This window comes from Ruegeria sp. C12 (genome assembly GCF_056537745.1).
The window spans coordinates 173,602-199,753 of the sequence record NZ_JBQFSA010000004.1 but is presented as its reverse complement, the minus strand read 5'-3'; the positions used below and the strand labels follow the sequence as shown (position 1 = coordinate 199,753).

Sequence of the window (26,152 nt, the reverse complement as noted above, 5' to 3'; positions counted from 1 at the left end):
TGCAGTGCGGATTGACGGGCACAGGGAATCAACCTAAATAACTAGAAATCTAGTTTAATGGAGAGTTCAGATGTGGGAAACAGCTGCCGCAGGGTTTTCGGCCATGGGGTCCGAGGCGCGGCTGAAGGTTCTGAAAACGCTTGTCCGCGCCGGTGAGGCCGGTCTGACAGTGGGCGAAATCCAGAACCGCACGGGAATCGCGCCATCGACTCTGGCGCATCATCTGCGGTTTCTGGCCGCTGGTGGTGTGGTCGAGCAGGAGAAAATCGGGCGCAGCACGATCAACCGCGCCTGCTTTGACGAGTTGCGAAATCTGGCGCAGTTCATTCTCAGCGAATGCTGCGCCGATGAGGTCGGGAAGGCCGCGAACGATGGCTGAATTGACGCAAAACCCGAAGGTCTCGGCCAAGGCCGTGTTGGATCTGATCAGGACACCCTGGGCGCTGATTGTTGCGATTCTGGCGCTGGTGGCGCTGTTGGATCCGGGCAACTGGGTTGAGGTTGTGACCTTTGCAGCCAAGGCGCTGGCGCATACGGGCCAGTATATCCTGTTTGCCGTTTTGCTGCTGTCCTACCTCAAGGCCACGGGGGCCGAGGTCATGGTGGCGCGCGCGTTTGAGGGGCGTGAAACCCGGATGATCTTGCTGGCGGCCCTGTTTGGCGGGCTTGCGCCGTTCTGTTCCTGCGAGGTCATTCCTTTCATCGCGGGGCTGCTGGCGCTGGGCGCACCACTGTCTGCTGTGATGGCGTTCTGGCTCAGCTCACCGCTGATTGATCCGCCGACTTTGTTGATCACGGCAGGCGCGCTGGGCTGGCCCTTTGCTATTGGTAAGGCCGTAGCCGCCGTTGCGCTTGGCCTGTTCGGAGGATTTGCTGTCCGCCTGCTGATGCGCAGCGGCGCATTTGCCCAGCCCTTGCGGGAATACAAGCCCGCCGGATGTTGCGGCTGTGGTCCCAAACTGGACGACAAGCCGGTCTGGAAATTCTGGCAGGAACCCGAGCGCCGTCAGCGGTTCCGCTCTGAGTTCGTGCATAACGGCGTCTTCCTGCTGAAATGGCTGGCGCTGGCCTATGTTCTCGAAGCACTGCTGGTCAGCTACGTGCCCGCCGACCTGATTGCCCGCGTTGTGGGCGGTGAAGGCGTGCTGCCCATCGTGGTTGCGGCGCTGGTTGGGATGCCGGCCTACCTGAACTCTTACGTGGCACCGCCGCTTCTGGCGGGGTTGATGGAGCAGGGGATGACCGCAGGGGCCGCGATGTCCTTTATGGTTGCCGGAGCGGTCAGTTCGATCCCGGCTATGGCGGCAGTCTGGTCGCTGGTGAAACCGCGCGTCTTCGCCACCTATCTTGGCCTTGGGGTCGGCGGGGCAATCGTCGCCGGGATCCTGTTCCAGATGATCTGAACGAAAAAACCGCCCGGCGCATGGTCCGGGCGGTTTTTTGTTGGGTGCGACCCGGATCAGCCGGGTTCGCAGAACTTGGGAAGTTTGAACCGGTATCTGGGCTCGCCGCTTTCGACGTAAACCCGTTTTTCGACACAGGCGCTGGTGCCAACCGTCTGGGACACCGGCGCTTCGGTCGAGGTGATCGACGCAGCCGTTCCGTCCGGCAACCGGACCGAGGCGATGACGCCGTTCTTCAGATCACCATTGATCGCTGTTGCGGACAGCACCGGTACGGTCATGAACGAGTGATGTTCGTGCTTGCCATCATCCCCCAGCAGGTAAAGACCGCTGACGATGATCACCATCACCACAGCCGCTGCCAGACCCAGACCCCATGTTTTCAGAAAGGCATAGATCGACACGGCGCGATGCGGGCCGAAAACTGCAGACAATACGCTCAGCATGAGGTTCCCTCAGGACAGTGCCCCGGCCGGATCGGACCGGGGCTGGCAGGATCAGGGGCGCAGATCATCCTCGTCTTCCTCATCCCCGCCGCCTTTGGGCAGGTTGAAGAAGCTGTCGGCGTCCACGATCGGATCACTGTCTTCTTTCTCGTCTTCCGGATCATCAGACAGCGAGAAGGTTTCGAGCCCTTCAATGGCCGTCGGAATCTTCGGAGCCGCGTCCATCTCAAGCGATTGCTCGGTCGAGACCAGCTTGCGGCGCTCATCATCGCTCATGACGCCGCCTTCGGCGGCTTTCTTCGCGGCAGCTTTCTGCACCACGGCGTCCAGTTCGGACTGTTTGCACAGGCCCAACGCAACCGGGTCGATGGGCTGCATGTTGGCAATGTTCCAATGGGTGCGTTCGCGGATCGACTGGATGGTCGGCTTGGTGGTGCCCACCAGTTTGGCGATCTGACCGTCGCTCAGTTCCGGGTGGAACTTGACCAGCCACAGGATCGAGTTCGGACGGTCCTGCCGTTTCGACAGCGGTGTATAACGCGGGCCGCGGCGCTTTTCCTCGCCAGCCGCAGACGGGTTGAACTTGAGCTTCAGCTTGTGCAGCGGGTTGTTCTGCGCGGCGTCGATCTCTTCCTGCGTCAGCTGGTTGTTGGCAATCGGGTCAAAGCCCTTCACGCCAGCAGCCACGTCGCCATCGGCGATGCCCTGCACTTCCAGCTCGTGCATACCTACGAAATCCGCGATCTGCTTGAAGCTGATCGTGGTGTTGTCCACCAGCCATACGGCGGTAGCCTTGGCCATAAGCGGTTTTGCCATCAGCCCGTCTCCTATACATACATCTGTCCCGTCGCCGGAATTCGGCGGCCCCGAGGTCATGGGGCAGGTTTCCGTTGTCGGGGAACTTGGCCCGTATATAGTCGGGCAACGGCCAGAAGGGAAGGGCCGAATGCGCCCGGCTGTTGGTTGGGCACAACGCCACCCGCTTCAAAGCCTGTCACGCCCCATCACGTCGCAGTGTGATCTTGTGCAGTGGGCCGTGAGGTTTTGGCTAATATTGATTGATTACAGTCAGTTAGTAAGGTCTCTATCACGAGCGCCGCAATTTGACATGCCCCAGGGCCGGGATCATATGGCGGGACCACGCCAAACAGGTTCGTTCTGTTCAGCCAGGATTTCCAAATCGTCCCTGACCAACACTTAGGTGCCGCATAAGACTGCGCTCCGGTTGCGCGTGCCCGCATGCGATCCGGCTGGGTCCTTTGGAGATCACCTGAACAGGAACCCAAAAAGGATTCCTTACATGACACGCACAAGCAGCCTTCTCAGCTTGCCGTTCTTCGTTCTTGCCACCGCCGGATTTGCTCAGGACAGCCGGTTTTCATCCGAGATCAGCGTCGAACTGGAAAGCGACTTTACCTTTGACGCCGACGATCCAGATGCCGAGCTAACCGATACCTTCGCCACCATCGAGGGCGCGTTCGGCTATCAGTTCACCGACCGGTTCTCGCTACAATCCACACTGGTGTTCGAGCCGGTCGAAGACGCCACCAATGACCGCTTTTTCGAAGATCAGGGCCTTTACGCAGAAGAGCTGTATTTTGGTTATGATTTCGGCTCCGCCGCAGTTGCACTGGGTAAATTCAACCCCAGCTTCGGCTTTGCCTGGGATCTGGCACCGGGCGTTTTTGGCGTTGATTTTGCAGAAGATTACGAGATCACCGAACGGGTCGGTGCCTCGGTCAGCGTGCCCTTCTCGGGGCTGGGCGGAGAGCACGCGCTGACGCTGGCAGCCTTCACCACGGATCGCACATTCCTCAGCAACTCTTTGTTCACCGAACGCGGGCAAACGCGCCTGGAGGATGGCGGTGTGTCCAACACCAGCGACATTGAATCCGTTACCCTGTCGCTGGCGGGTGAGATCGGCAACACGGCCTACACGCTGGCGGTACAGGAACAGGCCGCCGGTGAAGGCGATCAGGCCGACCAGTCCGGCGTTGTCTTCGGGCTGGTTCATCTGCTGGACGCGGGCGGCACCGAGGTCGAGCTGTTGGGCGAGGTTGCCTATTTCGATGAATTCGACGGCCGCCCGGACTCGGCCACTTACGCAACGCTGGGCGCTGCGGTTCCGGTTGGCCCGGTTATTCTGTCCGGCGTTTTTGCGGTGCGCGATGTCGAGAATGCTCGGACAGATACGCTGGCAACCGTATCTGCCGAATGGCCGCTGGCCGATAATCTGGGTGTGTCGCTGGCCTATCGCTATGGCGATGAGGAGGGTGTGCAAACCCAGACACTGGGCGCGCTGCTGGCTTATGAATTCTGAACCCCCGTTGGCGTGCCGGACATTCGGCGCGCCGATTCTGTGGCCAGAATGGGCCTTGCCTTACGCACTGGTTTGACGGCTAAATTGGCCGATACCCAAGGCTCTACAGGCGCGATACCCCTCATGCAGTCATTTCTGACCTTTCTTGCAGCCGCATTGGCATTTGCCGCCACTGTGGCAACCCCCACAGTTCTGAGAGCAGATGGCGAACCTGCCGGAGAATTTGACTACTATGTCCTGTCGCTCAGCTGGTCGCCGAACTGGTGCGCCCGCGAAGGGGATGCGCGCGGGTCCGACCAATGCGATGCGCGGCATGATCACGGATGGATTCTGCATGGGCTCTGGCCGCAATTCCATCAGGGCTGGCCGTCTTATTGCCGCACGCCCGAGGCTCAGCCGTCCCGCTCCATGACCCGCGGGATGGAGGATATTCAGGGCAGCGCTGGTCTTGCATGGCACCAATGGAAGAAACACGGAACCTGCTCGGGCCTGTCCGCGCCTGCCTATTTCGCCCTGTCGCGAGAGGCTTATGACCGTGTTCAGCGGCCCGAAGTGTTCCGGAAGCTGGATGCAACGGTCAAACTGCCCGCGTCGGTGGTGGAAGAGGCGTTCTTGAAGGCCAATCCGGGGCTGGAACGCGACATGATCACGATCACCTGCAAGCAAGGCTATATCGAAGAGGTCCGCCTGTGCCTGTCCCGCGAACTGGACCCGGTGCCCTGCGGGCGGGATGTGATCCGGGACTGCACCGCCAAGGACGCGCTGTTCGATCCGGTACGTTAGAGCGTCTTGTTCTGACACTCCCGCGCGTATTCCAGCGCCTTCGCGGTACCTTTCAGATCAATTGCCATCACGGTTTCGCCTGCGGGGCTATAGACAGTCATCGTCTTGTTCTGCGCAATCGCCGCGACAAAATCCCGGTCGGTGAAAAACACGGTCGCGCCGGGGACACGATCCTGTTTGAAGCCGATTGCGGTGGCATCAAAGCTTTTGCCGTCCAGCTCGAACCGGATCGGATAGCTTTGGCCGGGTTCAATCTCGCCCCAGGCCTTGTTGAACACGGTGAAATACCCGCGATTGTCCAGCGCGTCATAGCCCAGCCTGACGACTGAGAGGTCCTGATACACCGTCTGGATCAGACACCCGTTTCCAAGCGCGGGGTCCATCATGATGTTCCAGCCTTCGACAAAGCCTTTGTCGACGAGGTCTTGTGCGAGGGTAGAGGTGGCGGTGAAGGCGGCGAGGGTCAGGGCGAGAAGGCGGGTCATTATGTTTTATCCAGAATCAATTTTAGCTCAGTCAGAACTCTATTTGACACGCAAAGCTGAACAAAGATGTTATCTAATTGCTGTGCCGGATTATTGGATTGACCGAACCTAATTCGGATGTGAGTTTTTACTGAACGCCGGTTTTTTGCTCCGGCAAAAGCAGTTTGATCTTCAAAACAGGTATTACCGAATGCTAGCAAGCAGGTTTCTTTTTGTGCTTTGTACTTTTTCCGCAGCAGCCGTTTCGTCGGTCTCCGCAGATTCCAACGATTACAAAAAGTATTTTTTAGAACCCCATGAGTATTGCGAAACCTACGAATGCCGAAGGGGGCCATCTCTGCTTGACCACCTATCTGGGACCAAGAATGGCAGCCGTTTGAAAGTTCGGATCTTGCGGTTTGGGGAGCAGATGTCTGCTTGGGTTACTTCCTGACCAAAAGTGAAAGTGCTTGGAATGGCGGGACACCTGACGGCAAGGAAGGAGACCACCACGGGTTCTATCTTGTTTTAGGTGATTTCGCAGCTCGATTGCACGTTTTTGACTGGCCCTATGCAACTGAGGGCAGCCCATATGCGGGCTACGGTGTTTACAACTGCGAGAACACGAGTTGGCCCGAGCTGTTATTGGACGGGACACGCGTTGAAGAACTAAAGAAGTGGGCTGAGCACAAGTTGTCCGAAGCAAACGGGTGGGTCGGTAGTATTGACGGTTTTGAAGGGTCCCTAAAAGGTTCGTTCAGAAATGAAACGCTTGGTTTGACGTTAAGGATAGAAAACCTAGGCGGTATGAGGATCAGCTTTAGGGCGGATTATTTTGGACCACCAATCTTAATTGACGAAACGGGCGGCATGTATTGACGCTTGCCTCTCATGTCCGGTTACAACTCCTTCCGCGCCCTCAACGCTGCCGTAATCGTCCCGTCATCCAGATAGTCCAACTCGCCCCCAATCGGCACACCCTGCGCCAATGAGGTGAGGCGCACCTGCCCCTCAAACTGGTCCGCGATGTAGTGGGCGGTTGTCTGGCCATCGACCGTGGCATTCAGGGCCAGAATGACCTCGGTGATCCCCTCGGCCAGCACCCGGTCCTTGAGACGGGGAATGCGCAATTCGTCCGGCCCGACCCCGTCCAGCGCAGACAGCGTGCCGCCCAAAACGTGGTAGCGACCTTTGAAGACCCCGGCGCGTTCCATTGCCCAGAGGTCGGCAACGTCCTCGACCACGCACAGCTCTCCGGTCGCGCGGGCTTCGTCATTGCAGATGTCGCAGATGTCGGTGGTGCCCACATTGCCGCAATTCAGGCATTCGCGGGCGGTGACGGCGACCTGCTGCATGGCGTCCGAAAGGGGCGTCAGCAGCAGGGCGCGTTTGCAGATCAGGTGCAACACCGCGCGGCGGGCCGAACGGGGGCCGAGGCCGGGCAGCTTGGCCATCAGGTCGATCAGGTTGTCAATGTCGCTGTTCGAACTCACGGCCTGTCCTGTGTGACGCCGGAGGAAGCCTCCGGCGGGAGTATTTGGGAAAAGATGAAGATCAGAACGGCAGCTTGATATCTGCGGGCAGGCCCATGCTCTCGGTCAGTTTGGCCATTTCTGCCTGCGAACGCTCGGCCGCTTTGGTCTGTGCGTCCTTGATCGCGGCCAGGATCAGATCCTCGACCACTTCCTTGTCGTCGCCGTTGAAGATCGATGGGTCGATGTCCAGGCCTTTGAGTTCGCCTTTTGCGGTGGCGGTTGCCTTGACCAGACCTGCGCCGGACTCACCGACCACCATGATGGTGTTCAGTTCTTCCTGCATGTCGGTCATTTTGGTCTGCAAATCCTGCGCGGATTTCATCATCTTGGCCATATCGCCCAGACCGCCGAGTCCTTTGAGCATCCGAATTCTCCTGTATCTTTGCTTGATGCCTAAATACGGGCCGCGATGGCATGGCACAAGGGGTCAGAAATGCTCCCGCCCGTCGTCAAGGTCTTTGGCAAGACCTTTCCTTCCGTTGGGCCCGGCAGCGCGCGGGCCTTGCCCGCGCGCTGCCGGGCCCAAGGCCGCTCAGGGGCATCGGCGTCAGCCGATGGCCCGTGGCGGGCGCGGGAGTGTTCCGGGAATCGGATCACACCATGCGAACGCGGTTCAGCCCGTCCGTTTCGGTTACGGAACAGCAGATCGACCGCAACGTGCGCGGATGGTTGTAATCCCAAGGCCGCCCACGGTGCAGCGTCGCCCGCTCGTCCCAGATCAGGACGTCGCCCGCGGTCCATTGATGCGAATAGACATATTCGGGCCGGGTGCAAAAGGCGATGGCCTCGTCCAGAATGGCCTGGCTTTCCTTGTGCCCCAGCCCTTCGATGGCGAAGGCGTGGGATGCTATGAACAGGGCCTCTTCGCCCGTCACGGGGTTCGGCCAGATTGCCCGCCAGGGCCGATCGGGCCAGCGGGTCATCCGGGGCAGGGCTGCCAGATCGGCATCGATTTTCATGCGGGAATGCGACAGCCTGTGCCAGATGATGGCGTCTTGCAGCGGTTCTTTCAGGTGGCCGGGCATCTCGGCCCAGGCAGCGCGTGTCGAGGCAAGTTCCGTCTCGCCGCCGCTGGGTGGGACCACGAGGGCGGTCAGAATATTGATCAGTGCAGGGGTAGGCAGGAATGTGCTGTCTGTGTGCCACAGCATATTGGCCTGCAAATCCAGCAGGCGCAGATCGTCGCGGGCGCGCAAGCCGTCCTCTGTCTGATTGGACAGTTCAGACACCTGAAACTCCACATCGCGCCCCGCCGCCATCTGTTCGCGGTTTTCCAGCGGACCAAACAGTTCACCCAGACGCATATGATCGTCATCCGAGATGCTCTGCCCCGGAAAAAGCAGGGCGGAATGCGTTTCGAAGGCGTGCCGGATCTGGGGGTAGAGGTTATCCTGCGTGACCTCGCGCAGGTCGACGTCATGAACAATCAGGCCGAATTTGGGGTGCAGCGGGGTTGTGCGCATCAGGCTCCTCGGTCATGGGGCGGGGGTCGAGTTAATCCTCTTCGAACGGGTCCCATTCATCCTCGACCTCTGGCAGGGCTTCGGTTTCGACCTGTGCCGCGCGTTGTTCAGGGGTTTCTATTCTGGTGATCTTGGCCTTTGGAAAATGTGCCAGCACGGCCTGAACCAGCGGGTGTTCCGAGGCTTCTTCCTTCAGCGCCAGTTCCGCCCTGTCGCGAATCTCGGCAATCGTCGGCGCGTCGCCATCGGACACAATCGACACGGCCCAGCGATTGCCTGTCCACCGCTGCAGGGCCGAGCCCAACCGTGGGGCCAGATCCGTCGGGGCTTGCGGCGCAGGCGTAAACTCGATGCGTCCCGGCTGATAGGAAACCAGCCGCACGCCGTTTTCGACCTCGACCAACAGTTTCACATCACGGTTGACGCGGATCAGTTCGACCACGTGATCGAAACTGGGATAGCGCGCCAAAGCGGCCTGCGTGTCCTGGGCCAGCGCCGCGACCGGAGCACCCCCTGCCCCGCGAGGCGCAGGCGCATAGGTCGGTGCTGCGCGCGCTTCAACCGGTGCAGTGCCGTTACCGTGGATCGGCATACCGCCGCCCGGTCCGCCATTTGGTGGCGCAGGTGTATCCTGCAGACGTTTGATCAGTTCTTCCGGGCTGGGCAGATCGGCCACATGGGTCAGACGGATCACCGCCATCTCGGCTGCCATCATGGCGTTGGGGGCGGCCGAGACCTCCTCCAGCGCCTTCAACAGCATTTGCCACATGCGGGTCAGCACACGCATGGGCAGGGCGTCGGCCATCTGCTGGCCACGGGCGCGCTCGTCAGGGGATACTGTCGGATCCTCGGCTGCGTCCGGCGTGATTTTGACGACCGAGACCCAATGGGTGATCTCGGCCAGATCGCGCAGCACCGCCAGCGGGTCGGCCCCTTCGGCATATTGCGCGCTAAGCTCGGTCAGGGCACCGGCGGCATCGCCGCGCAGGATCATATCCATCAGGTCCAGCACCCGGCCACGGTCGGCCAGCCCCAGCATGGCGCGCACCTGGTCGGCGGTGGTTTCGCCTGCGCCGTGAGAAATCGCCTGATCCAACAGTGAGGTTGCGTCGCGGGCAGACCCCTCGGCCGCGCGGGTGATCAAGGCCAGCGCGTCCTCGGCAATCTCGGCCCCTTCGGCGCTGGCGATCTTTTGCAGCAGACCGATCATATCTTCGGGCTCGATCCGGCGCAGGTCAAAGCGCTGGCAGCGGGACAGGACCGTGACCGGGACCTTGCGAATCTCGGTGGTGGCGAAGATGAACTTCACATGTTCGGGCGGCTCCTCCAGCGTCTTGAGCAGCGCGTTGAAGGCGCTGGTCGAGAGCATGTGAACCTCATCGATGATGTAAATCTTGTAGCGGGCCGAGGCGGCGCGGTAGCGGACGCTGTCGATGATTTCGCGAATATCATTGACGCCGGTACGGCTGGCGGCGTCCATCTCCATCACGTCGACATGGCGGCCTTCCATGATGGCCACGCAATGCTCGCACTGACCGCAGGGTTCGGTCGTGGGGCCACCAGCGCCGTCCGGCCCGATGCAGTTCATACCCTTGGCGATGATCCGCGCCGTGGTTGTCTTGCCGGTGCCGCGTATGCCGGTCATGACAAAGGCCTGGGCTATCCTGTCGGCTTCGAACGCATTTTTCAGCGTGCGCACCATCGCGTCCTGACCCACCAGATCAGCAAAGGTTTCCGGACGGTATTTGCGGGCGAGAACCTGATAGGCGGGGCTGTCTGTGTCGGTCATGTCTGCTCTGGCGGATTCGGGACGTCGTCGCAGCGTAGTGGTCGCTGCAGCCCGCGTCCACCGCGCGGTTGGCGAAATTTGGTTTGGAAAGACCCGAGATCGGCGTAAACTGGAATCTCAGTATTTTTGAAGCACATTTTAAAAGCAGGCTTGGGTTTGGGAGGAAATCTTTGATGTCGCAACTGGTCGTCTACGCGCTGCAAGTCGGAGGCGGAACACTTGCGCTGACCTCGATGCCGGGACGCGGCGGAGATTATGCGGGCGATCTGGATACAATCGCGGATTGGAAACCCGGTCTTGTGATCTCGATGACCACGGAAGTTGAGATGCTGCAGGACGGGGCCCGGACCTTTGGCAGTGACATTCAGGGCCGCGCCAGCCGATGGGTTCATTTGCCGGTCGAGGATTTTGGCGCCCCGCCGCGCGCCGTTCAGGATCGGTGGGGGTCGGTCAGCGCATCGGCGCGGCAGGCTTTGTCCGGCGGTGGCCGGGTGCTGGTGCATTGCCGGGGTGGGTGCGGGCGATCCGGTATGGTGGTCTTGCGCCTGATGCTGGAATGCGGGGAACCGGCAGACAAGGCGCTGGCCCGGTTGCGGGCCCTGCGCCCCTGCGCGGTGGAAACCGACGAGCAGATGGCATGGGCCACGAAAGCGACCCACGCACCTTTGGATGCGCGCTCAGGCTGATACCCGCGCCGGTTCCTGCACTGGTCTTGAAGGTCTCAGGGCCAAGACCTCAAGCATGGCGCAAGGCGTTCTTGGCAAGGCCCCGGACGGAAGGGCCGCGCATGTCTCGTTAAAAATCAGGTCGGCATAGGTATCCAGCGTTTGGATCGGCGTGTCCGCCTCGGTCCCGCAGAAGATGCGTATCTGTTCTGGTCCGGCGCGAAAGCGGGCCATGCACCCTTGCGCGCAATGCGTCAGGTCGCTGCTACCTTCGATTTCGAATCCTTCGCTGGTGACGTGGTCGGCCTTGTTCATTGCCTCGGCCAGCGCGCGTGCCATGCGCGCCATTGCGGGGCAGGGCCCGCCTGTGCGTTGGCAAATGGTCGCCACGTATTCGTGGGTTTTTGTCTTCCAGATCATCCTGCGCCCTCCGCGCGGCGGACGGGGGATGATACAGGTGAGACAGAAGAAACGCTGTCAGGACCTGCCCGGACACCCCGCCCGAGTTTCGGTTACGTTGATGATGGCAGGTCTCCTGACTTGCGGGTCGTTGCTTTGCCGACCTTCCCAGCCTTTCGGCCAGTGGCATTCCGGCATCGCTTACCGCTTACAGTTGCGGGGGCAGTCGCGGCCTTGGTTCGTTCCGGTTTGACCGGGCAGAACCGCACCGTGTTCCCTTTTCATCCCGACCCATTGTGTGGATCGGAAACCATCACACAACCGCTAGCGTCTGTTCGCGTTCTGAGTCAAGCGGGGTTTTGGGTGTCACGTACACATGCCTTGTGCCGGGCGACGTGTGGTCAAGTGGCAGCAGGGTTGACTCGGCTGCGGGTTGTTGTGCCTCTTGGGCAGGTAAACCGATTGGTTCAGAAAGGCCCGCAGGTTCGATGTTGGACACGCAGCAGCACGTGAAGATCGAGGATTTCCAGTTTCCCGCTGGCCCGGCGCAGCTGTCGGCGCGACTGTATCGGCCTTTTACTGATCCCGACACGGTGGTGGTTCTGAACGGGGCGACCGGTGTGCCGCGCGACTACTACCAGCACTTTGCCCGGTGGTTGGCTGCCGAGCGTGGCATGGCCTGCCTGACGTATGACTATCGCGATTTTGGTCACTCTGTTTCCGGCCCCATGCGCGACTCGCAGGTCACGATGTCGGACTGGGCGCTGATCGATATGCCCGCAGCACGGGCCGAGATGCGCCGAAGGTTTCCCGACGCCCGGCAGTGGAGCATTGGTCATTCCGTCGGCGGAATGCTGGGGCCGATTCAGCCGGATATCGACCAGATCGACCGGATGATCTGTGTCTGCTCGGGGTTGGTGACGCTGTCCGATCACCCATGGCCCTATCGGGGGTTGGCCTGGGCGTTCTGGCACGGGCATGTTCCGCTGCTTGTGAAAGCCCTGGGGTATCTGCCCGGCAAAGCCATTGGGTTCGGTGCCGATCTGCCGGGCTCTGTCTATTGGCAATGGCGCAGGTGGTGCACCGCGCCGCTGAATTATGTGCCAGAGATCGGAAAGGATTTGCCACCGGCGCGCTGGTCGGATCTGGGTGTTCCGGTGGATCTGTTCACCAGCGACGACGATCAGACCGTCCCGCCAAAAGCCGTATGGCGTCTGGCGGATCTGTATGGGCCGGGCGCGCGGCGGCACCTGTTGTCGCCCAAGGAATTCGGAGTGAAAGAGATCGGCCATATCGGCGCATTTGCCCGCCGGAATTCGGCAATCTGGCCCCAGTTGGTTGCCTGATTGTGCTGATGAGCGGATACATGGGGGAAAGGTGAGAGGTTGGACATCGACCCAAGCGGGGCTCGTTGTGGCTGCTTCCTTCCGGACCTGACCAGGTTGGCGAGGCGCTCGCCCGCGCCAACCTCTCAGCGCTTGATATAGGGAAGCCTGGGGAAAATGACAACCCGTCAGAGTGTCAGCCGGATGCGTTCGAACCCCTGCGGGTCCGGGTCCAGAACGATAGGGTCGTAGTTCTGCAACTCTGACAGGTATTTCAGCGCGCCGGGCCCTGTACTGAGGATTGACTGAACCCCGGCCTGCGGCGCGAACGAAAACGGATAAACCGCCTGAGACAGCGGGTCGGCGGGCAGGTACCCGGTCAGATAATCGCGTAGGATTCGCTTGATATCTATTGCAGGCAGGTTGATCGGCTCTGCCGTTTCCACAAACGGGAAATGCCCGCCACCATTGGCGCGGTAATTGTTGAGCGCGACCACAAAATCCTGATTGGGGTCAAGCGTAGACCCGTCAATTCTGGCCTGCCGGATGCGGCGGTGAGAATTGTCGATCAACTGCCCCTGAGCGTCAAACCGGGCCGGGTAGGACGGGTCGATCTGGTAGGTCAGGCCAAAGAGAAGGTCGAAATTGTACCCAACCCGACCGGGGTCGATCAGATCGGTCTCGGCGTCGCGACGCATGGTGTTGAAAAGACCCGCCGACATCTCAAGCCAGTCCAGCACCTGAGCGCCGCTGACCTTCACCGCCCTCAGTTCGTTCGGAAAGACGTAAAGGTCCGCAATGTGGCGCAAACAAACCTCGCCCGCCGGGACATCGGTGTAATAGCGCGGCCCGGACCGACCGCCGCATTTATAGGGCGAAACGGCGGACAACATGGGCAAATTGGCCAGTGCGGTGCCGGACAGATAGGGGCGCAAGGCGGCGGCCTGCGCCGAGGCCACCAATGCCAGCCCCCGATCAACGGCGCAAAAGCTGAAAAAGCTGTGCATCGGTTTTGCGATTCGCGCCACCGGCTCGGCCATCTTGGTGCGGGTTCGGGCGTGCACGGGTGCAAAAAGCCGGACCATGTCGGGGTCCTCTGGCGTTTCAGGGGCGGAGTTGTTTTGGCGAAGCGGTCTCAACCCGACCTGCTGGTCGGTGATTTGCCACCCGAGATCGGCAGAGTGGGACAGGTTCAGATCAATCACGCCCAGATGATTTCCTGCGGACCCGGGCATGACAACCGGTTTGCCATGGACCAATCCGGCCTCAGGGTCGACATGGGCCAGCCCCCGGTGGTCGTTGCCGGGAAGGGTCAGATGCGTGTGCCCGGCCACTAGGGCGTCAATGCCGTCAATGGCGGCCAGTGGGATCACGGCATTCTCCAGCCCCGGTGCTTCCTGATCCTGACCGAGGCCGGAATGGGCCAGCGCGATGACCAGATCACACCCCGCCGATTTCAGGGTCTGCACGGTGCGTCGCGCCGCGCTCAGACAGTCCTCGACCGCGATGTCATCGCCCAGATGATGCGCTTCCCATTGCGTGGTCTGAGGGGGCAGAACCGACAACACGCCCACGCGGATGGGAATGTCTTGCCCGTTTCGCGAAATCGATCGGTCAAGCACCGCATGGTCCTGCCAGCGTTGCGAAACCCCCGACCGGCGGCGCATATTGCTGCACAGGACAGGACATGGAGCCTGATCAAGCACAGTGTCCAGCACCGCCAGCCCAAAGCCGAAATCGTGATTTCCAAGCCCGACGGCGTCATAATGCAGGGCCGCAAACCCTTGCATCATTGGATGGCCGTCAGGGTCCTGTGCCGCCTGATCGCCCAGCGGCGTGCCCTGAAGCGCATCGCCATTGTCGAACAGCAAAACAAGCGCGCCGTCTGCTTCTGCTCTCGCCGTGCGGATCAGACTGGCGGTTCGCGTGAATCCAATCGTGGGGTCCGGCTGATCCGAGTAATAGTCGAAACCGGTCAGATTCATGTGCAGATCAGTTGTCGCGAGGATACGAATATGCACATCCGAACTTTCAGTTTGACCCGGTCTAAAAGGTCCAGTTTTCACTCTTGAATTCTACTATTGGATGCTGGTGCTAAATCAAAATCAACAATTGGTAGACTTAATGCCAATGTTTCCAGGCCTGTGCAAGCATTGCCTCTGGCCGCGCATGGCCCGGCACCGCGAAAGGCCATTGCAACGCCGGGGCAGTCATGGCAGCCCTGTCAGCAAAGCCGAAGGGGCAGGTGATGATAAATGCAGAACAGGTGACTTTCGGTGGCGCGGGTCTGAACCGTGCGGCCCATATTCGGGGCGACGCCGAGAAGTTGTCACAAGCACAAGGCGATCCGGCAGCCAGATGTGTTCTGCTGTGGCGCGGTAAACTGCTGGTGCAGGGTGACAGGCTGGATCGGTTGGCTTTGCAGCCCATGTCTCATCCCCTGATCACACGTGGACCCGGAGGGATTGTTTCTGCCCCGATCTTTCTGGGGCTGGATGCTTCAGATGCCCCTTTGTTTGCGCTGGATATTTCGAACTGGGCCGCCGAAGGGCTGGACCTGACCGGTGTTGGCGCGTTTGTCGACCGGACCGAACAGCAACATCCCGACCTGCCCGAAGGCCATGTCTTTGCCGAGCTGCGCCGGATCATGACCCGCCTGTCGCCCCTTGATGCCGAACTGGCGGCGACGGCCAAGGCGGTAATCGGCTGGCATGAAACGCATAAATTCTGCGCCAAATGCGGCGCGCCCAGTGAAATCTCGCAGGCCGGGTGGCAGCGCAGTTGCCCGACCTGCGGCGCGCAGCATTTTCCGCGTACGGATCCGGTTGTCATTATGCTGATCACCCATGGTGACGCGGTGCTGATGGGCCGCTCGCCCGGCTGGCCCGAGGGGATGTATTCGCTGCTGGCTGGGTTTGTCGAACCGGGCGAAACGCTTGAGGCCGCCGTACGGCGCGAGGTGATGGAGGAGGCAGGCGTGCCGGTCGGTGCGGTCTCGTACCTGTCCAGCCAGCCCTGGCCGTTCCCGGCCTCGCTGATGTTCGGCTGCGCGGGCGAGGCGCTGTCGCGTGACATCGTGATCGATCCGGTCGAGATTGAAGACGCGATGTGGGTCAGCAAAACGGAAATAATGCAGGCTTTCGCAGGCGAGCATCCAACCCTGCTGCCCGCTCGAAAAGGGGCCATCGCGCATTTTCTGTTGCAAAACTGGCTTGCGGACACGCTGGACTAAGGAAAAACTGGACAAAAGGCAGCAAAGGCAGACATGCAGTTTTCAGCGCGCGAAGATATCGAAGCCCCGATCAATTCGGTATTCGAAATGGTTGCCGATTTCGAACGGTTCGAGCGTATGGCCATGCGGCGCGGCATCGATGTTCGGCGCACGACCCAAGACGCCCCGGTCGAGGCCGGGACCACCTGGGAGACCGAGTTCAAACTGCGCGGCAAACCGCGTCAGATGTCGGTGGTGATGACCGATTGCGACCGCCCCGCGCAAATGCGGTTCGAAGCCAACAGCAAAGGTATGAGCGGCATCACCACGGTTGATTTTCTGGCCCTGTCACAACGCAGAACCCGCCTGAGCGTTGAAATGTCGCTCAGCGCCAAATCCCTGCCCGCCCGGCTGTTGCTGCAATCGATGAAGCTGGGTCAGGCCCGGTTCCGCAAACAGTTTCAGATCCGCTTGGGCGAGTTTGCCCGCGAGTTGGAGCAGCGCCACAAGCACGGGGCTTAGGGCGCGGTTCGCGGTTCCGGCGGTCAGAATTCAATTCATCCCGACCGTGACAACCCCGCATCAACCGCGCGGTTGCGCTGCCGGGTAGACGCCCAGGATCTCGACATTGGTTGTAAAGTGCTCAAGCTCGTCCATGGCCAGTTGCACGTTCCGGTCGTCCGGGTGCCCGACGATGTCTGCGTAGAACTGCGTCGCCGTGAACGAGCCATCCAGCATGTAGCTTTCCAGCTTGGTCATGTTGATGCCGTTGGTGGCAAAGCCGCCCATGGCCTTGTACAGCGCGGCCGGGATGTTGCGCACCTGAAACACGAAGCTGGTGATCATCTCATGCGCCCCCCGGCGAGACAGGTCGGCCTGGCGGGACATCAGCAAAAAGCGCGTGGTGTTGTCGCCGTGATCCTCGATATGGCGGGCCAAGACGTTCAGGCCGTAAATCTCTCCGGCCAGTTCGCTGGCCAGCGCGGCGGAATGAATGTCACCGGCCTCGGACACTTCGCGCGCGGCACGTGCGTTATCGGGGCTGACGCGTCCGCGAATGTCGTGTTCACGCAGGAACCCTGCACATTGGGGCAGCAGCACAAGATGCGAGTGCGCCTCGGTGATGTCTTCCAGTTTTGCACCCGGCACAGCGAGCAGGTTGATATGAACCCGAACAAACGCCTCTTCGATGATATGCAGACCGCTGTGCGGCAACAGCCGGTGAATATCGGCCACCCGCCCGTAGGTCGTGTTTTCCACCGGCAGCATCGCCAGATCAGCCTCGCCCGAGCGGACCGATTCGATCACATCCTCGAAGGTGCGGCAGGGCAGAGCCTCCATTTCCGGGCGCGCGTTGCGGCAGGCCTCGTGACTGTAGGCGCCGGGTTCGCCTTGAAAAGCAATGCGATTGGTCATTTGGTCGATTCCGTGCAACAAGTTCCAGAATTGGGCGTTTCGTCGCGGTGTCTATACCTTGCCTCTCGTCAGGGGAAGCCTTAGACACCTGCACAGACAGCTGAAATGGACACGCGATCAATGTTCGACACGATGACAGTTACCAAGGCCGCAGCAGGCCTGTTCGGCACTTTCCTGGTGCTGCTTCTTGCCAAATGGGGTGGCGACATCCTTTACCATTCGCATGGTGGCCACGGTGATGCGCAGGCCGCATATATCATCGAAACCGAAAGTTCGGGCGAAAGCGCCGACGGCGAAGAGGTGGTATTCGAGGATCTGCTGGCCGCCGCCGACGTCGAAAAAGGCGCAAAAGTCTTCCGCAAGTGCACCGCGTGCCACAAGCTGGAAGATGGCGCAAACGGCACCGGCCCGTACCTGTACGGCGTAGTGGACCGTCCGCTGGGCACGGCCGAGGGTTTTGGCGGTTACTCGGCAGGCATGCTTGCGCATGGCGGCAACTGGACACCCGAAGCCCTGGACGCGTTCCTGACACGCCCCAGCGACTATATCTCGGGCACGACCATGAGCTTTGCGGGCCTGAAAAAGCCGCAAGAGCGCGCGGATGTGATTGCTTACCTGCAGACCATCGGCAACTGATTGCCCTCACGAATGTGAAAATCCCAAAGCCGTTGCCTTGTGCAGCGGCTTTTTTTGTGCCGAAAATCTTCACAAAGCGTTCACGCATTCTAAACTTGAATCATCCAAGGCTGGCGATTTAGCTAGCCGGACCGACATAGAAGATGACAACGATCCAGAGGACGAGCCATATGAAACCCCTCCTGCCTGCTTCGCGCGAGATGACCGTTCGGCATTGGGGGGCGGTTCTGGGAATGATGGCAACCACCGCTTTTGGATCGGTAGGAATTGCGCAGGCGAATGACGAGAACATCACGCGCAGCCACGGGTATTCCTACTTTGGAAATCTGAACTATCCGGCCGATTATCCGCATCTGAACTACGTCAATCCGGATGCGCCGAAAGGCGGAGAGTTGTCATTGGCGGCGTCTGGAACATTCGACTCGCTGAACCCTTATTCGCGCAAAGGCCGTAGCGGAGCCTTGACCACCATTCAGTATGATCGCCTGTTCGAAAGTGCAGATGACAGTGTGGGCCAGTATTATGGCGTCCTTGCGGAAAGCCTGGAATATGACGAAGGCCGAAACTACGTCATTTTCCACCTTCGGCCCGAGGCGATGTTCTGGGATGGCACGCCGGTTACGGCCGAGGATGTGGTTTACAGCCACCGTCTGTTCATCGAACAGGGGTTGCCGTCATACGCGCAAGCGGTAGGGCGCATGGTCACGGGGGCCGAGGCGTTGGACGACCACACGGTCAAATTCACGTTTAACCCCGAAGTGACGCGGCGCAGCTTGATCGAAACCGTTGGGGCCACACCGGTGTTTTCGAAAGCCTGGTTCGAGGCGGACGACTCGCGCCGTTTGGACGAACCCCGCCTGGAAGTGGCCGTTGGGTCGGGTCCGTATAAACTGGACAGCTACGACATTAACCGTCGGATCGTGTACAAACGGCGTGACGATTACTGGGGCAAGGATCTGCCGTTCAATATTGGGCGAAACAACTTCGACACCATTCGCGTCGAATACTTCGCAGACCAGACCGCAGCCTTCGAAGGCTTCAAGGCCGGTGAATACACGATCCGGATCGAGAGCGATCCCAAGCTCTGGGCGACAAGCTATGATTTCCCCAAACTGACCGAAGGTTCGGTTGTGCAGGATGAGATCGCGGATGGCAGCCCGCCGACCCCGTCTGGTTTTGTGTTCAATCTGGGCAAACCGCAGTTTGCAGACAAAAACGTACGTAAGGCGCTGGCGCTGGCGTTCAATTTCGAATGGGCAAACGAATCCCTGCTGTTCGGTCTGAACTCACCTCGCAGTTCCTTTGTCCAAGGCACGCCGTTGGAGGCGCAGGATGTTCCCACAGGGGATGAACTGGCGTTTCTGGAAACGCTGGGGGATGTCGTACCTGCGGACTTTTTGTCCGAACCGGCGATCATGGCGCATGAATCCAATTCGGCGCGGCTGAACGACCGTCGCAATCTGCGCAAGGCGTCCAAGATGCTGGACGAAGCGGGATGGCCGGTTGGCGATGGCAACCTGCGCCGAAACGCCGAGGGGCAGACCCTGAAGGTAAATATCCCTTACCCATCGAATTTGCCCACATCGACAGCTACGATGATCGAAACCTATGTGCAGAACCTTCAGGCGCTGGGCGTTGATGCGTCGGCAGAAAAGGTCGATCCGGCCCAATACACCCTGCGCAGCCGGGAACGCGACTATGACATGGTGTATTCGACCCGGTATGGCACGTTCCTCTCGACCGGCGGCGGCTTGCTGCAGATGTACGGGTCCGAGGAAGCGGCCTTTAGCTTGTTCAACCCTGCGGGACTGGCAAGCCCGCTGGTTGATGCAATCATCAACGCGTCATTCGAGACGGACAATCAGGCAGATCAGGACACAGCCCTTATGGCGCTGGATCGGGCACTGCGGTATGAGTTCTTCGTAATCCCCGTGGGATATATCGCGGACTACTGGACGGCCTATTACGACATGTATGAATACCCGGAAAACCTGCCACCTTACTCGCTTGGTCATCTGGATTTGTGGTGGATCAACCCCGAGAAAGAAGCCGCGCTGAAAGCGAAAGGCGCGCTGCGTTAAGATGGGCGCCTATATTCTAAGACGCCTGCTTTTGGTCATCCCGACCTTGCTGGGCATCATGGTGGTCAACTTCACGCTGGTGCAATTCGTGCCTGGCGGGCCGGTCGAACAGATCATTGCTCAGATCGAAGGGCAGGGGGACGTGTTCGCCGGGTTCGCAGGCGGCGGCGATGCGGGCGCCGGGGCCGAGCCCGCAGGCGGCGTATTCGACGACAAGTATGTCGGCGCTCGTGGTCTGCCGCCCGAATTCATCGCCGAACTGGAAAAAGAATTCGGCTTCGACAAGCCGCCGCTCGAACGGTTTCTGAACATGATGGGCAACTACCTGACGCTGGATTTCGGCGAGAGTTACTTTCGTTCGATCAGTGTGATTGACCTGGTGCTTGAGAAAATGCCGGTATCGATCTCGCTGGGTCTGTGGTCGACGCTGATCGCTTATCTGGTGTCCATTCCGCTGGGCATCCGAAAAGCCGTAAAGGATGGGTCAACATTCGACACCTGGACCAGCGGAACCATTATCGTGGCCTATGCCATTCCGGGGTTCCTCTTTGCGATCCTGCTGCTGGTTCTTTTTGCTGGCGGCTCTTACTGGCAGATTTTCCCGCTGCGGGGGCTGACTTCGGACAATTGGGACAGCCTCAGCCTGTTTGGCAAGATCGCGGATTACTTCTGGCACATCGCTTTGCCGATCATTGCGTTGACGATTTCGGCCTTTGCGACGTTGACGCTGCTGACCAAGAACTCGTTTCTGGATGAGATCAAGAAGCAATACGTGATGACCGCCCGCGCCAAGGGGCTGAGCGAAGGAAAAGTGCTGTATGGCCATGTCTTCCGCAACGCGATGCTGATTGTGATCGCCGGTTTCCCGGCGGTGTTCATTGGTGTGTTCTTCGGCGGATCGATCATTATCGAGACGATCTTTTCGCTGGACGGGCTGGGACGGCTGGGTTTCGAGGCCGCCGTGGCGCGGGACTATCCGGTGATCTTTGGCACCCTGTTCATCTTTGGCCTGATGGGGCTGGTCGTCGGCATTATCAGTGACCTGATGTATGTCCTTGTCGACCCGCGTATCGACTTTGAAAAGCGGGAGGGGTAGATGGCGCTTTCTCCCCTCAATCAGCGCCGCTGGCGCAATTTCCGGCGCAATGGCCGGGCGTTCTGGTCGCTGCTCATCTTCTCGGTCCTGTTCGGGCTGTCCTTGTTTGCCGAGTTCATCGCCAATGACAAACCGATCTTGGTGAAATACCAGGGCGAGTTCTATACGCCGATCTTCAACTTCTACGCCGAAACCGAGTTTGGCGGAGATTTCCAGACCGAAGCGATCTATCGCGACCCCGAGGTGATGTGTCTGATCGACAGCGGTGGTCTGGATGCGTGCTTTGACGATCCCGAGGGTATTATCGAACAGATTGATGCGGGCACGTTTGAGGCCGACGGGTTCGAACGCGGCTGGGCCATCTGGCCGCTGATCCCGTATTCCTACAACACGAGCGTTGATCGCCCGGGCGCGGCCCCGTTGCCGCCCAACGGGCAGAATCTGCTGGGAACGGATGACACCAAGCGAGACGTTCTGGCCCGCGTGATCTACGGCTTCCGCCTGTCGATCCTGTTCACTTTGATTGTCACCGGTGCGGCCAGTCTGATCGGGATATTCGCGGGCGCGATTCAAGGGTTCTTTGGCGGCTGGCTGGATCTGATCTTCCAACGCATAATCGAGATCTGGTCGGCGACCCCGTCGCTTTATGTGATCATCATCATGTTCGCCATTCTGGGGCGAAGTTTCTGGCTGCTTGTGGCGTTGATGATCCTGTTCAGTTGGACCGGACTTGTGGGCGTTGTGCGGGCCGAATTCCTGCGGGCGCGCAATTTGGAATATGTTCGTGCCGCACGCGCGCTGGGTGTGGGCAACATGACCATCATGTTCCGCCATATGCTGCCCAACGCAATGGTCGCCACGTTGACCTTTATGCCATTCATCGTCACCGGCACCATCGGTGGTCTGGCGTCGCTGGATTTTCTGGGCTTCGGCCTGCCATCCTCGGCCCCGTCACTGGGCGAGCTGACCTTGCAGGCGAAACAGAACCTGCAGGCCCCGTGGCTGGCCTTCACCGCGTTCTTCACCTTTGCCATCATGCTGTCGCTGCTGGTCTTCATTTTCGAAGGCGTCCGCGATGCGTTTGATCCCAGAAAGACGTTCTCATGACCGAAAAGGTGATCAACAGGCCGATGGAACGCCTCATCCTTGTCGCGGGGCTAGTGGCATTGGGATACATCATTCTGGTGTTGGGTGGGCTCGGCTGGGAGTTCTTTACCACGCACCCCCACGGCCCGTTTCAATACGACGTCTTTGGCCTGTTTTTCCTGGTGCTGTTCGGGCCGGGTACAGCCGTTCTGATCGCCAGCGCGGTCATCTTTGCAACGAAACGGTCTTTCCCGACCTGGCTGCAGGTCGGCGCGATGCTCGGTGCCGTATGGGTGGGTTTCACGCACGCAGCGCTTGGGGGGATCAGCGTATGAAAATGTCGCTGTTGAATGTGCAGGACCTGAAAGTCTCGTTCCGGCAGGACGGGCAGGTATCAGCGGCCGTCAAAGGCGTTTCCTTCACCGTGGATCGGGGCGAAACAGTCGCCTTGGTGGGTGAATCCGGGTCCGGGAAATCCGTGACGGCCCTGTCCACGGTGTCCTTGCTGGGCGACAGCGCGATTGTCGAAGGCTCGGTGCAGTATGACGGGCAGGAGATGATCGGCGCGTCCGAGGACACGCTGATGGGTGTGCGCGGCAATGACATCAGCTTTATCTTTCAGGAGCCGATGACCTCGCTCAACCCGCTGCACACGATCCAGAAACAGATGGCGGAATCGCTTGCGCTGCATCAGGGGATATCGGGCGACGCGGCGCGGGATCGGATTGTCGAGCTACTGACCAAGGTGGGTATCCGTGACCCCGAAGAACGTCTGGACAGCTATCCGCATCAACTGTCCGGCGGACAGCGACAGCGTGTGATGATCGCGATGGCGCTGGCCAACAAGCCGGATATCCTTATCGCGGATGAGCCGACAACGGCGTTGGACGTCACCATTCAGGCGCAGATCCTCGAACTGCTGGCCGAATTGCAGAAATCCGAGAATATGGGGATGCTATTCATCACCCATGATCTGGGGATCGTCCGTCGGATCGCTGACCGGGTTTGCGTGATGAAGGATGGCGAAATTGTCGAAACCGGCGTCACGGCTGAGATTTTCGACAACCCGCAGCACCCCTATACGCGCAAGCTGCTGGCGGCTGAGCCTTCGGGCCAACCGGACCCTGTTGCATATGACGCAGAAGAGGTCGCGCGCACGGACCATCTGAAAGTCTGGTTCCCGATCCAGCGGGGTTTCCTGAAACGCACCGTGGGTCATGTGAAGGCCGTCAATGACGCCACGCTCAGCGTCCGGGCGGGTGAGACATTGGGGATCGTCGGCGAAAGTGGCTCGGGCAAGACCACATTGGCGCTGGCCATCATGCGGCTGATTGCGTCAGAAGGCGGTATTACATTCCGCGACCAGAACGTCCGCCGCTGGTCCACGCGGCAGTTGCGGCGACTTCGCAAGGATATGCAGATCGTGTTTCAGGACCCGTTCGGCAGCCTCAGCCCGCGCATGACCTGCCAGCAGATCATCGCCGAGGGGCTGGCCATCCATAAGGTCGATCCCCATCGCGCCCCGCGCGAATTGGTGGCCGAAGTGATGACCGAAGTGGGCCTGGACCCGGCGTCGATGGATCGCTACCCGCATGAGTTCTCGGGCGGGCAACGTCAGCGCATCGCGATTGCGCGGGCCATGGTTTTGCGCCCGAAACTGCTGGTTCTGGACGAACCGACCAGCGCGCTGGACATGACGGTGCAGGTTCAGATCGTCGATTTGCTGCGCGATCTGCAGCGGAAATACGGGCTGGCCTATCTGTTCATCAGCCACGATCTGAAGGTTGTGCGCGCCATGTCCCATAATGTCGTCGTCATGCGCAACGGTGACGTGATCGAGATGGGCGCGGCAGAAGACCTGTTTGAAAACGCGCAAACAGACTATACGCGCGAGTTGATTGCGGCGGCGGGCTGACGCCCGCCCGACGCGTTTCTCAGGCGCTGGCCTTTTCCCGGTCGGCGGGTTTGGGAACCGGTCCGCGCAGCTCCTCATAATGATCAAAGCTGAGCTTGACCCAACCGGTCCCGCGCGTGGCGCTGGCGAGGGTGCGGTGTAGCTCATCCTGTGCAACGGCCGGAAGCTGCGCATTGAAGATCTCCCAGCCCGAGGCGTTTGGATTGCCCTCGAACCCCAAAACCTGCCCTTGCAGCGTGCTGATCGTGGGCACCAGATCGCCGACGAAATCCGACGGCAGGTGAATCTCGGCGGTCAGGATCGGTTGCAGGACCACGGGTTTGGCTTCGGGCAGGGCCTCGCGGACGGCGTTCTTGCCTGCGGTGCGGAAGGCATAGTCCGAACTGTCGACATTGTGGTGCTTTCCGTCGCTGAGTGTGACTTTGACATCCACAACCGGAAAGCCTTCGGGGCCCTGTACCAGCGCGTCCTTGGCCCCGTGTTCGACCGACGGGATATAGTTCTTCGGCACGGCCCCGCCCTTGACGATTTCCTCGAACTGAAAGCCCGACCCGCGCGGCAGCGGCGCGACCGAGATGACCACATCGGCAAATTGTCCGGCCCCGCCGGATTGCTTGCGGTGCCGATGCCGGTGTTCCACCTGCGTGCGGATGGTTTCGCGATAGGCGGTTTCAACCGCGCTGGTTTCGATTTCGATGCCGAAATCTTCTAACAGCTTCGCCGTCACCCGCCGCATATGCTGTGGCCCTTGCGAGCCCAGAACGGAATGACCGCTGAGTTCATCCTGCTCCATCTGAAGCCCCGGATCGATTTCGACCAGTCGGGTCAGGGCGTTGGACAGGCGCACGTCGTCGCGTTCATGCGCGGGCGAGACGATCTGCCGGTGCGCAACCGGGTGCGACGCGGCCCAATCCGGCAACGGTGTTGCCGCACGGCTGTCATAAATAAAACCGGGATTCAGGTGATCGGATTTGACCGCCAGACCGATCTGCCCGGCCTCCAACGCATTGATCTGGGTTTTCGCGTCCAGCGTGGTCAGGTTGCCCACGGTTTCGCCGCCCAACGCCTCGTGCGCTTTGACGCCGTCGCCCAGGCCACGCAGCACGGTGATCTTGCCGATATGTTTCTTAACATCAGCAAAGCCTGCGATTGCGCGGGCATTGTCTGCGGCTTCGTCACGCCCGGCGGCGATATCAAACTCAGGCGCCTCGTGCCGCAGGGCTTTCATCAACCGGGTCAGGCCATTGCCATGGCTTGCGGCCCCCAGACAGGCCGGGATCAGCTGGTGGTTCTGCAGGACTTGCGCGGCGAGGTCATAGACCTCGGCGCTGGGGGGCTGCTTGTCCTCGATCAGTTGCTCCAGCAGGTTGTCATCGAAATCGGACAGGGTTTCCAGCAATTCGGTGCGGGCCTCCTGCTCGCGATCCTCGACCGATTGCGGCAATTCGATCAGCGCCGAGGGTTGGCCTTCCTGATATTTCCACGCGCGTTCAGAAATCAGATCGACCGCACCGATGATCGTTTCCCCTTCGCGGATCGGAACCTGGCGCAATGCGATGTGATTGGTGCAATAGGTTTGCAGTGCCGCGATAATGTCGCGGATGCGGCCGTTGGGATTGTCCATCCGGTTGATGAACAGAAAGCAGGGGATGCCGGCCTCTTCGACCAATCTCAGATACGGCGCACACAGCACAGCGGCGTCCGGATCGGGTGGCACGACGACAACTGCCGCGTCCGAGATTGCCATGGCCGGACCGACATAAGCCAGCGCATCGCCGCCGCCATCAACGTCAACCGCGCACCATGGTTCGTCCAAGTAAGAAAAACCGTGCAAATGCACGGTTCCCGATACGTCGAATGTTGTGGGGCGCCCGTCGAGGCGGCTGATGGCCTCGACCAGAGTGGATTTGCCCGATTGACTGGGGCCCAGGACGGTGAAAACGCGCATATGTGCTGTCCCTCTTTCAGGTTGCAGAGTGGCTGCACGAATGAGGATGTCGAACGCAAAAGCGTCGGCACGGGATGTCTGCGAATTTGCCTGCCTCGAATTGCGGACCAGTTTAACGGGCCACACCCCAAGTGTGGAGAAAACAGAAGCCTTGCGTCAAGCCCCTGTTCG

26 protein-coding genes, 1 other RNA gene and 1 riboswitch are annotated in these 26,152 nt (G+C 60.1%); of the genes, 15 read left to right on the top strand and 12 right to left on the bottom strand.

All coding sequences use genetic code 11. The features are described from left to right. Positions 1 to 70: 70 nt before the first annotated feature. Together ACR0C9_RS10215 and ACR0C9_RS10210 are read left to right on the top strand one after the other, a co-directional pair. The gene (locus ACR0C9_RS10215) at positions 71 to 379 is read left to right on the top strand and encodes a winged helix-turn-helix domain-containing protein (protein WP_170455133.1); all 309 of its coding nucleotides are present in this window, start codon (positions 71 to 73) and stop codon (positions 377 to 379) included. Continuing rightward, positions 372 to 1,403, top strand: a complete 1,032-nt coding sequence (locus tag ACR0C9_RS10210) for a permease (protein WP_480627142.1) — start codon at positions 372 to 374, stop codon at positions 1,401 to 1,403. The genes ACR0C9_RS10215 and ACR0C9_RS10210 overlap by 8 nt, the downstream gene beginning before the upstream one ends. 56 nt (positions 1,404 to 1,459) lie before the next feature. Here the strand turns inward: ACR0C9_RS10210 and ACR0C9_RS10205 are convergent, their stop codons facing one another. Together ACR0C9_RS10205 and ACR0C9_RS10200 are read right to left on the bottom strand one after the other, a co-directional pair. Beyond that, the gene (locus ACR0C9_RS10205; RefSeq protein ID WP_170455129.1) at positions 1,460 to 1,849 is read right to left on the bottom strand and encodes a hypothetical protein; all 390 of its coding nucleotides are present in this window, start codon (positions 1,847 to 1,849) and stop codon (positions 1,460 to 1,462) included. 51 nt (positions 1,850 to 1,900) lie between these two features. After that, positions 1,901 to 2,665 (bottom strand): DUF1013 domain-containing protein, encoded by a 765-nt coding sequence (locus ACR0C9_RS10200; RefSeq protein WP_170455127.1) that lies wholly within the window; start codon positions 2,663 to 2,665, stop codon positions 1,901 to 1,903. A gap of 484 nt (positions 2,666 to 3,149) precedes the next feature. Here ACR0C9_RS10200 and ACR0C9_RS10195 point away from each other — a divergent pair, with 484 nt between their 5' ends. After that, a complete protein-coding gene (locus tag ACR0C9_RS10195; protein WP_170455125.1) occupies positions 3,150 to 4,169 on the top strand; it encodes a hypothetical protein in 1,020 nt (339 codons plus the stop codon). Positions 4,170 to 4,292: 123 nt separating this feature from the next. Next, positions 4,293 to 4,952, top strand: a complete 660-nt coding sequence (locus ACR0C9_RS10190) for a ribonuclease T2 (RefSeq protein WP_170455123.1) — start codon at positions 4,293 to 4,295, stop codon at positions 4,950 to 4,952. On the opposite strand, the gene ACR0C9_RS10185 is transcribed toward ACR0C9_RS10190, so the two are convergent. Next, positions 4,949 to 5,437, bottom strand: coding sequence for a hypothetical protein (locus ACR0C9_RS10185; protein WP_480780936.1), 489 nt, complete (start codon positions 5,435 to 5,437; stop codon positions 4,949 to 4,951). The two genes, ACR0C9_RS10190 and ACR0C9_RS10185, sit on opposite strands and share 4 nt — an antisense overlap. Positions 5,438 to 5,854: 417 nt before the next feature. On the opposite strand from ACR0C9_RS10185, the gene ACR0C9_RS10180 reads away from it, so the two are divergent. After that, positions 5,855 to 6,295 carry a hypothetical protein gene (locus tag ACR0C9_RS10180; RefSeq protein WP_170455119.1) on the top strand — a complete coding sequence of 147 codons (441 nt, stop codon included), beginning with the start codon at positions 5,855 to 5,857 and terminating at the stop codon, positions 6,293 to 6,295. A gap of 20 nt (positions 6,296 to 6,315) precedes the next feature. On the opposite strand, the gene recR is transcribed toward ACR0C9_RS10180, so the two are convergent. The 4 genes from recR to ACR0C9_RS10160 all read right to left on the bottom strand — a co-directional run bounded on the left by recR (position 6,316) and on the right by ACR0C9_RS10160 (position 10,236). Next, positions 6,316 to 6,909 (bottom strand): recombination mediator RecR, encoded by a 594-nt coding sequence (recR, locus tag ACR0C9_RS10175; protein ID WP_480780935.1) that lies wholly within the window; start codon positions 6,907 to 6,909, stop codon positions 6,316 to 6,318. 61 nt (positions 6,910 to 6,970) lie between these two features. Next, positions 6,971 to 7,315: a YbaB/EbfC family nucleoid-associated protein gene (locus ACR0C9_RS10170; protein ID WP_039529126.1), complete on the bottom strand. Its 345-nt coding sequence runs from the start codon at positions 7,313 to 7,315 to the stop codon at positions 6,971 to 6,973. A gap of 229 nt (positions 7,316 to 7,544) precedes the next feature. Continuing rightward, positions 7,545 to 8,414, bottom strand: coding sequence for a TauD/TfdA dioxygenase family protein (locus tag ACR0C9_RS10165; protein WP_480780934.1), 870 nt, complete (start codon positions 8,412 to 8,414; stop codon positions 7,545 to 7,547). A gap of 31 nt (positions 8,415 to 8,445) precedes the next feature. Then, positions 8,446 to 10,236, bottom strand: a complete 1,791-nt coding sequence (locus tag ACR0C9_RS10160) for a DNA polymerase III subunit gamma/tau (protein ID WP_480781016.1) — start codon at positions 10,234 to 10,236, stop codon at positions 8,446 to 8,448. 140 nt (positions 10,237 to 10,376) lie between these two features. Here ACR0C9_RS10160 and ACR0C9_RS10155 point away from each other — a divergent pair, with 140 nt between their 5' ends. Further along, positions 10,377 to 10,889: a phosphatase domain-containing protein gene (locus tag ACR0C9_RS10155; protein WP_170455113.1), complete on the top strand. Its 513-nt coding sequence runs from the start codon at positions 10,377 to 10,379 to the stop codon at positions 10,887 to 10,889. Here ACR0C9_RS10155 and ACR0C9_RS10150 read toward each other — a convergent pair. Next, positions 10,881 to 11,288 carry a hypothetical protein gene (locus ACR0C9_RS10150; RefSeq protein ID WP_480780933.1) on the bottom strand — a complete coding sequence of 136 codons (408 nt, stop codon included), beginning with the start codon at positions 11,286 to 11,288 and terminating at the stop codon, positions 10,881 to 10,883. The two genes, ACR0C9_RS10155 and ACR0C9_RS10150, sit on opposite strands and share 9 nt — an antisense overlap. A gap of 88 nt (positions 11,289 to 11,376) precedes the next feature. Next, positions 11,377 to 11,597, bottom strand: a riboswitch (cobalamin riboswitch). A gap of 158 nt (positions 11,598 to 11,755) precedes the next feature. On the opposite strand from ACR0C9_RS10150, the gene ACR0C9_RS10145 reads away from it, so the two are divergent. Next, entirely contained in the window at positions 11,756 to 12,613 is an 858-nt protein-coding gene (locus tag ACR0C9_RS10145) for an alpha/beta hydrolase family protein (protein WP_480780932.1), read from the top strand. Between the two features lie 29 nt (positions 12,614 to 12,642). Here the strand turns inward: ACR0C9_RS10145 and ffs are convergent. Further along, positions 12,643 to 12,741: signal recognition particle sRNA small type (gene ffs, locus ACR0C9_RS10140), an RNA gene on the bottom strand. A gap of 39 nt (positions 12,742 to 12,780) precedes the next feature. Continuing rightward, the gene (locus tag ACR0C9_RS10135) at positions 12,781 to 14,613 is read right to left on the bottom strand and encodes a bifunctional 2',3'-cyclic-nucleotide 2'-phosphodiesterase/3'-nucleotidase (RefSeq protein ID WP_480780931.1); all 1,833 of its coding nucleotides are present in this window, start codon (positions 14,611 to 14,613) and stop codon (positions 12,781 to 12,783) included. A 227-nt stretch (positions 14,614 to 14,840) separates the two neighbouring features. Between ACR0C9_RS10135 and nudC the strand changes: the two genes are divergently transcribed. Next, positions 14,841 to 15,824, top strand: coding sequence for an NAD(+) diphosphatase (gene nudC, locus ACR0C9_RS10130; protein ID WP_480627324.1), 984 nt, complete (start codon positions 14,841 to 14,843; stop codon positions 15,822 to 15,824). A 33-nt stretch (positions 15,825 to 15,857) separates the two neighbouring features. Next, positions 15,858 to 16,325 carry an SRPBCC family protein gene (locus ACR0C9_RS10125; RefSeq protein ID WP_480627317.1) on the top strand — a complete coding sequence of 156 codons (468 nt, stop codon included), beginning with the start codon at positions 15,858 to 15,860 and terminating at the stop codon, positions 16,323 to 16,325. A 60-nt stretch (positions 16,326 to 16,385) separates the two neighbouring features. Here ACR0C9_RS10125 and ACR0C9_RS10120 read toward each other — a convergent pair whose 3' ends face one another. Further along, positions 16,386 to 17,219 carry a prephenate dehydratase gene (locus tag ACR0C9_RS10120; protein WP_170455103.1) on the bottom strand — a complete coding sequence of 278 codons (834 nt, stop codon included), beginning with the start codon at positions 17,217 to 17,219 and terminating at the stop codon, positions 16,386 to 16,388. A 120-nt stretch (positions 17,220 to 17,339) separates the two neighbouring features. Between ACR0C9_RS10120 and ACR0C9_RS10115 the strand changes: the two genes are divergently transcribed. From ACR0C9_RS10115 to ACR0C9_RS10090, 6 genes are all read left to right on the top strand, one after another. Then, positions 17,340 to 17,855 carry a c-type cytochrome gene (locus ACR0C9_RS10115; RefSeq protein ID WP_170624701.1) on the top strand — a complete coding sequence of 172 codons (516 nt, stop codon included), beginning with the start codon at positions 17,340 to 17,342 and terminating at the stop codon, positions 17,853 to 17,855. Between the two features lie 170 nt (positions 17,856 to 18,025). Continuing rightward, entirely contained in the window at positions 18,026 to 19,936 is a 1,911-nt protein-coding gene (locus ACR0C9_RS10110; protein WP_480780930.1) for an extracellular solute-binding protein, read from the top strand. A 1-nt stretch (position 19,937) separates the two neighbouring features. After that, positions 19,938 to 21,032 carry a microcin C ABC transporter permease YejB gene (locus ACR0C9_RS10105; protein ID WP_170455099.1) on the top strand — a complete coding sequence of 365 codons (1,095 nt, stop codon included), beginning with the start codon at positions 19,938 to 19,940 and terminating at the stop codon, positions 21,030 to 21,032. After that, on the top strand, positions 21,033 to 22,139 hold the full coding sequence (locus tag ACR0C9_RS10100; protein WP_170455097.1) for an ABC transporter permease: 1,107 nt from the start codon (positions 21,033 to 21,035) through the stop codon (positions 22,137 to 22,139). Beyond that, positions 22,136 to 22,453: a hypothetical protein gene (locus tag ACR0C9_RS10095; RefSeq protein WP_480780929.1), complete on the top strand. Its 318-nt coding sequence runs from the start codon at positions 22,136 to 22,138 to the stop codon at positions 22,451 to 22,453. Before ACR0C9_RS10100 ends, ACR0C9_RS10095 begins: the two co-directional genes overlap by 4 nt. 2 nt (positions 22,454 to 22,455) lie before the next feature. Further along, positions 22,456 to 24,033 (top strand): ABC transporter ATP-binding protein, encoded by a 1,578-nt coding sequence (locus ACR0C9_RS10090; RefSeq protein ID WP_480781015.1) that lies wholly within the window; start codon positions 22,456 to 22,458, stop codon positions 24,031 to 24,033. Between the two features lie 19 nt (positions 24,034 to 24,052). Here the strand turns inward: ACR0C9_RS10090 and ACR0C9_RS10085 are convergent, their stop codons facing one another. Next, positions 24,053 to 25,981, bottom strand: coding sequence for an elongation factor G (locus tag ACR0C9_RS10085; RefSeq protein ID WP_480586582.1), 1,929 nt, complete (start codon positions 25,979 to 25,981; stop codon positions 24,053 to 24,055). Between the last annotated feature and the right edge of the window lie 171 nt (positions 25,982 to 26,152).

Bases quoted from the DNA above. Each gene is read 5' to 3' on its own strand.
- ACR0C9_RS10115 (WP_170624701.1), top strand. From the start codon at position 17,340: ATGTTCGACACGATGACAGTTACCAAGGCCGCAGCAGGCCTGTTCGGC.
- ACR0C9_RS10090 (WP_480781015.1), top strand. From the start codon at position 22,456: ATGTCGCTGTTGAATGTGCAGGACCTGAAAGTCTCGTTCCGGCAGGAC.
- ACR0C9_RS10190 (WP_170455123.1), top strand. From the start codon at position 4,293: ATGCAGTCATTTCTGACCTTTCTTGCAGCCGCATTGGCATTTGCCGCC.
- ACR0C9_RS10095 (WP_480780929.1), top strand. From the start codon at position 22,136: ATGACCGAAAAGGTGATCAACAGGCCGATGGAACGCCTCATCCTTGTC.
- nudC (WP_480627324.1), top strand. From the start codon at position 14,841: ATGATAAATGCAGAACAGGTGACTTTCGGTGGCGCGGGTCTGAACCGT.
- ACR0C9_RS10200 (WP_170455127.1), bottom strand. From the start codon at position 2,665: ATGGCAAAACCGCTTATGGCCAAGGCTACCGCCGTATGGCTGGTGGAC.
- ACR0C9_RS10205 (WP_170455129.1), bottom strand. From the start codon at position 1,849: ATGCTGAGCGTATTGTCTGCAGTTTTCGGCCCGCATCGCGCCGTGTCG.
- ACR0C9_RS10195 (WP_170455125.1), top strand. From the start codon at position 3,150: ATGACACGCACAAGCAGCCTTCTCAGCTTGCCGTTCTTCGTTCTTGCC.
- ACR0C9_RS10105 (WP_170455099.1), top strand. From the start codon at position 19,938: ATGGGCGCCTATATTCTAAGACGCCTGCTTTTGGTCATCCCGACCTTG.
- ACR0C9_RS10110 (WP_480780930.1), top strand. From the start codon at position 18,026: ATGAAACCCCTCCTGCCTGCTTCGCGCGAGATGACCGTTCGGCATTGG.
- ACR0C9_RS10215 (WP_170455133.1), top strand. From the start codon at position 71: ATGTGGGAAACAGCTGCCGCAGGGTTTTCGGCCATGGGGTCCGAGGCG.
- ACR0C9_RS10085 (WP_480586582.1), bottom strand. From the start codon at position 25,981: ATGCGCGTTTTCACCGTCCTGGGCCCCAGTCAATCGGGCAAATCCACT.
- ACR0C9_RS10120 (WP_170455103.1), bottom strand. From the start codon at position 17,219: ATGACCAATCGCATTGCTTTTCAAGGCGAACCCGGCGCCTACAGTCAC.
- ACR0C9_RS10170 (WP_039529126.1), bottom strand. From the start codon at position 7,315: ATGCTCAAAGGACTCGGCGGTCTGGGCGATATGGCCAAGATGATGAAA.
- ACR0C9_RS10210 (WP_480627142.1), top strand. From the start codon at position 372: ATGGCTGAATTGACGCAAAACCCGAAGGTCTCGGCCAAGGCCGTGTTG.
- ACR0C9_RS10165 (WP_480780934.1), bottom strand. From the start codon at position 8,414: ATGCGCACAACCCCGCTGCACCCCAAATTCGGCCTGATTGTTCATGAC.
- ACR0C9_RS10150 (WP_480780933.1), bottom strand. From the start codon at position 11,288: ATGATCTGGAAGACAAAAACCCACGAATACGTGGCGACCATTTGCCAA.
- ACR0C9_RS10155 (WP_170455113.1), top strand. From the start codon at position 10,377: ATGTCGCAACTGGTCGTCTACGCGCTGCAAGTCGGAGGCGGAACACTT.
- ACR0C9_RS10185 (WP_480780936.1), bottom strand. From the start codon at position 5,437: ATGACCCGCCTTCTCGCCCTGACCCTCGCCGCCTTCACCGCCACCTCT.
- ACR0C9_RS10100 (WP_170455097.1), top strand. From the start codon at position 21,033: ATGGCGCTTTCTCCCCTCAATCAGCGCCGCTGGCGCAATTTCCGGCGC.
- ACR0C9_RS10145 (WP_480780932.1), top strand. From the start codon at position 11,756: ATGTTGGACACGCAGCAGCACGTGAAGATCGAGGATTTCCAGTTTCCC.
- ACR0C9_RS10125 (WP_480627317.1), top strand. From the start codon at position 15,858: ATGCAGTTTTCAGCGCGCGAAGATATCGAAGCCCCGATCAATTCGGTA.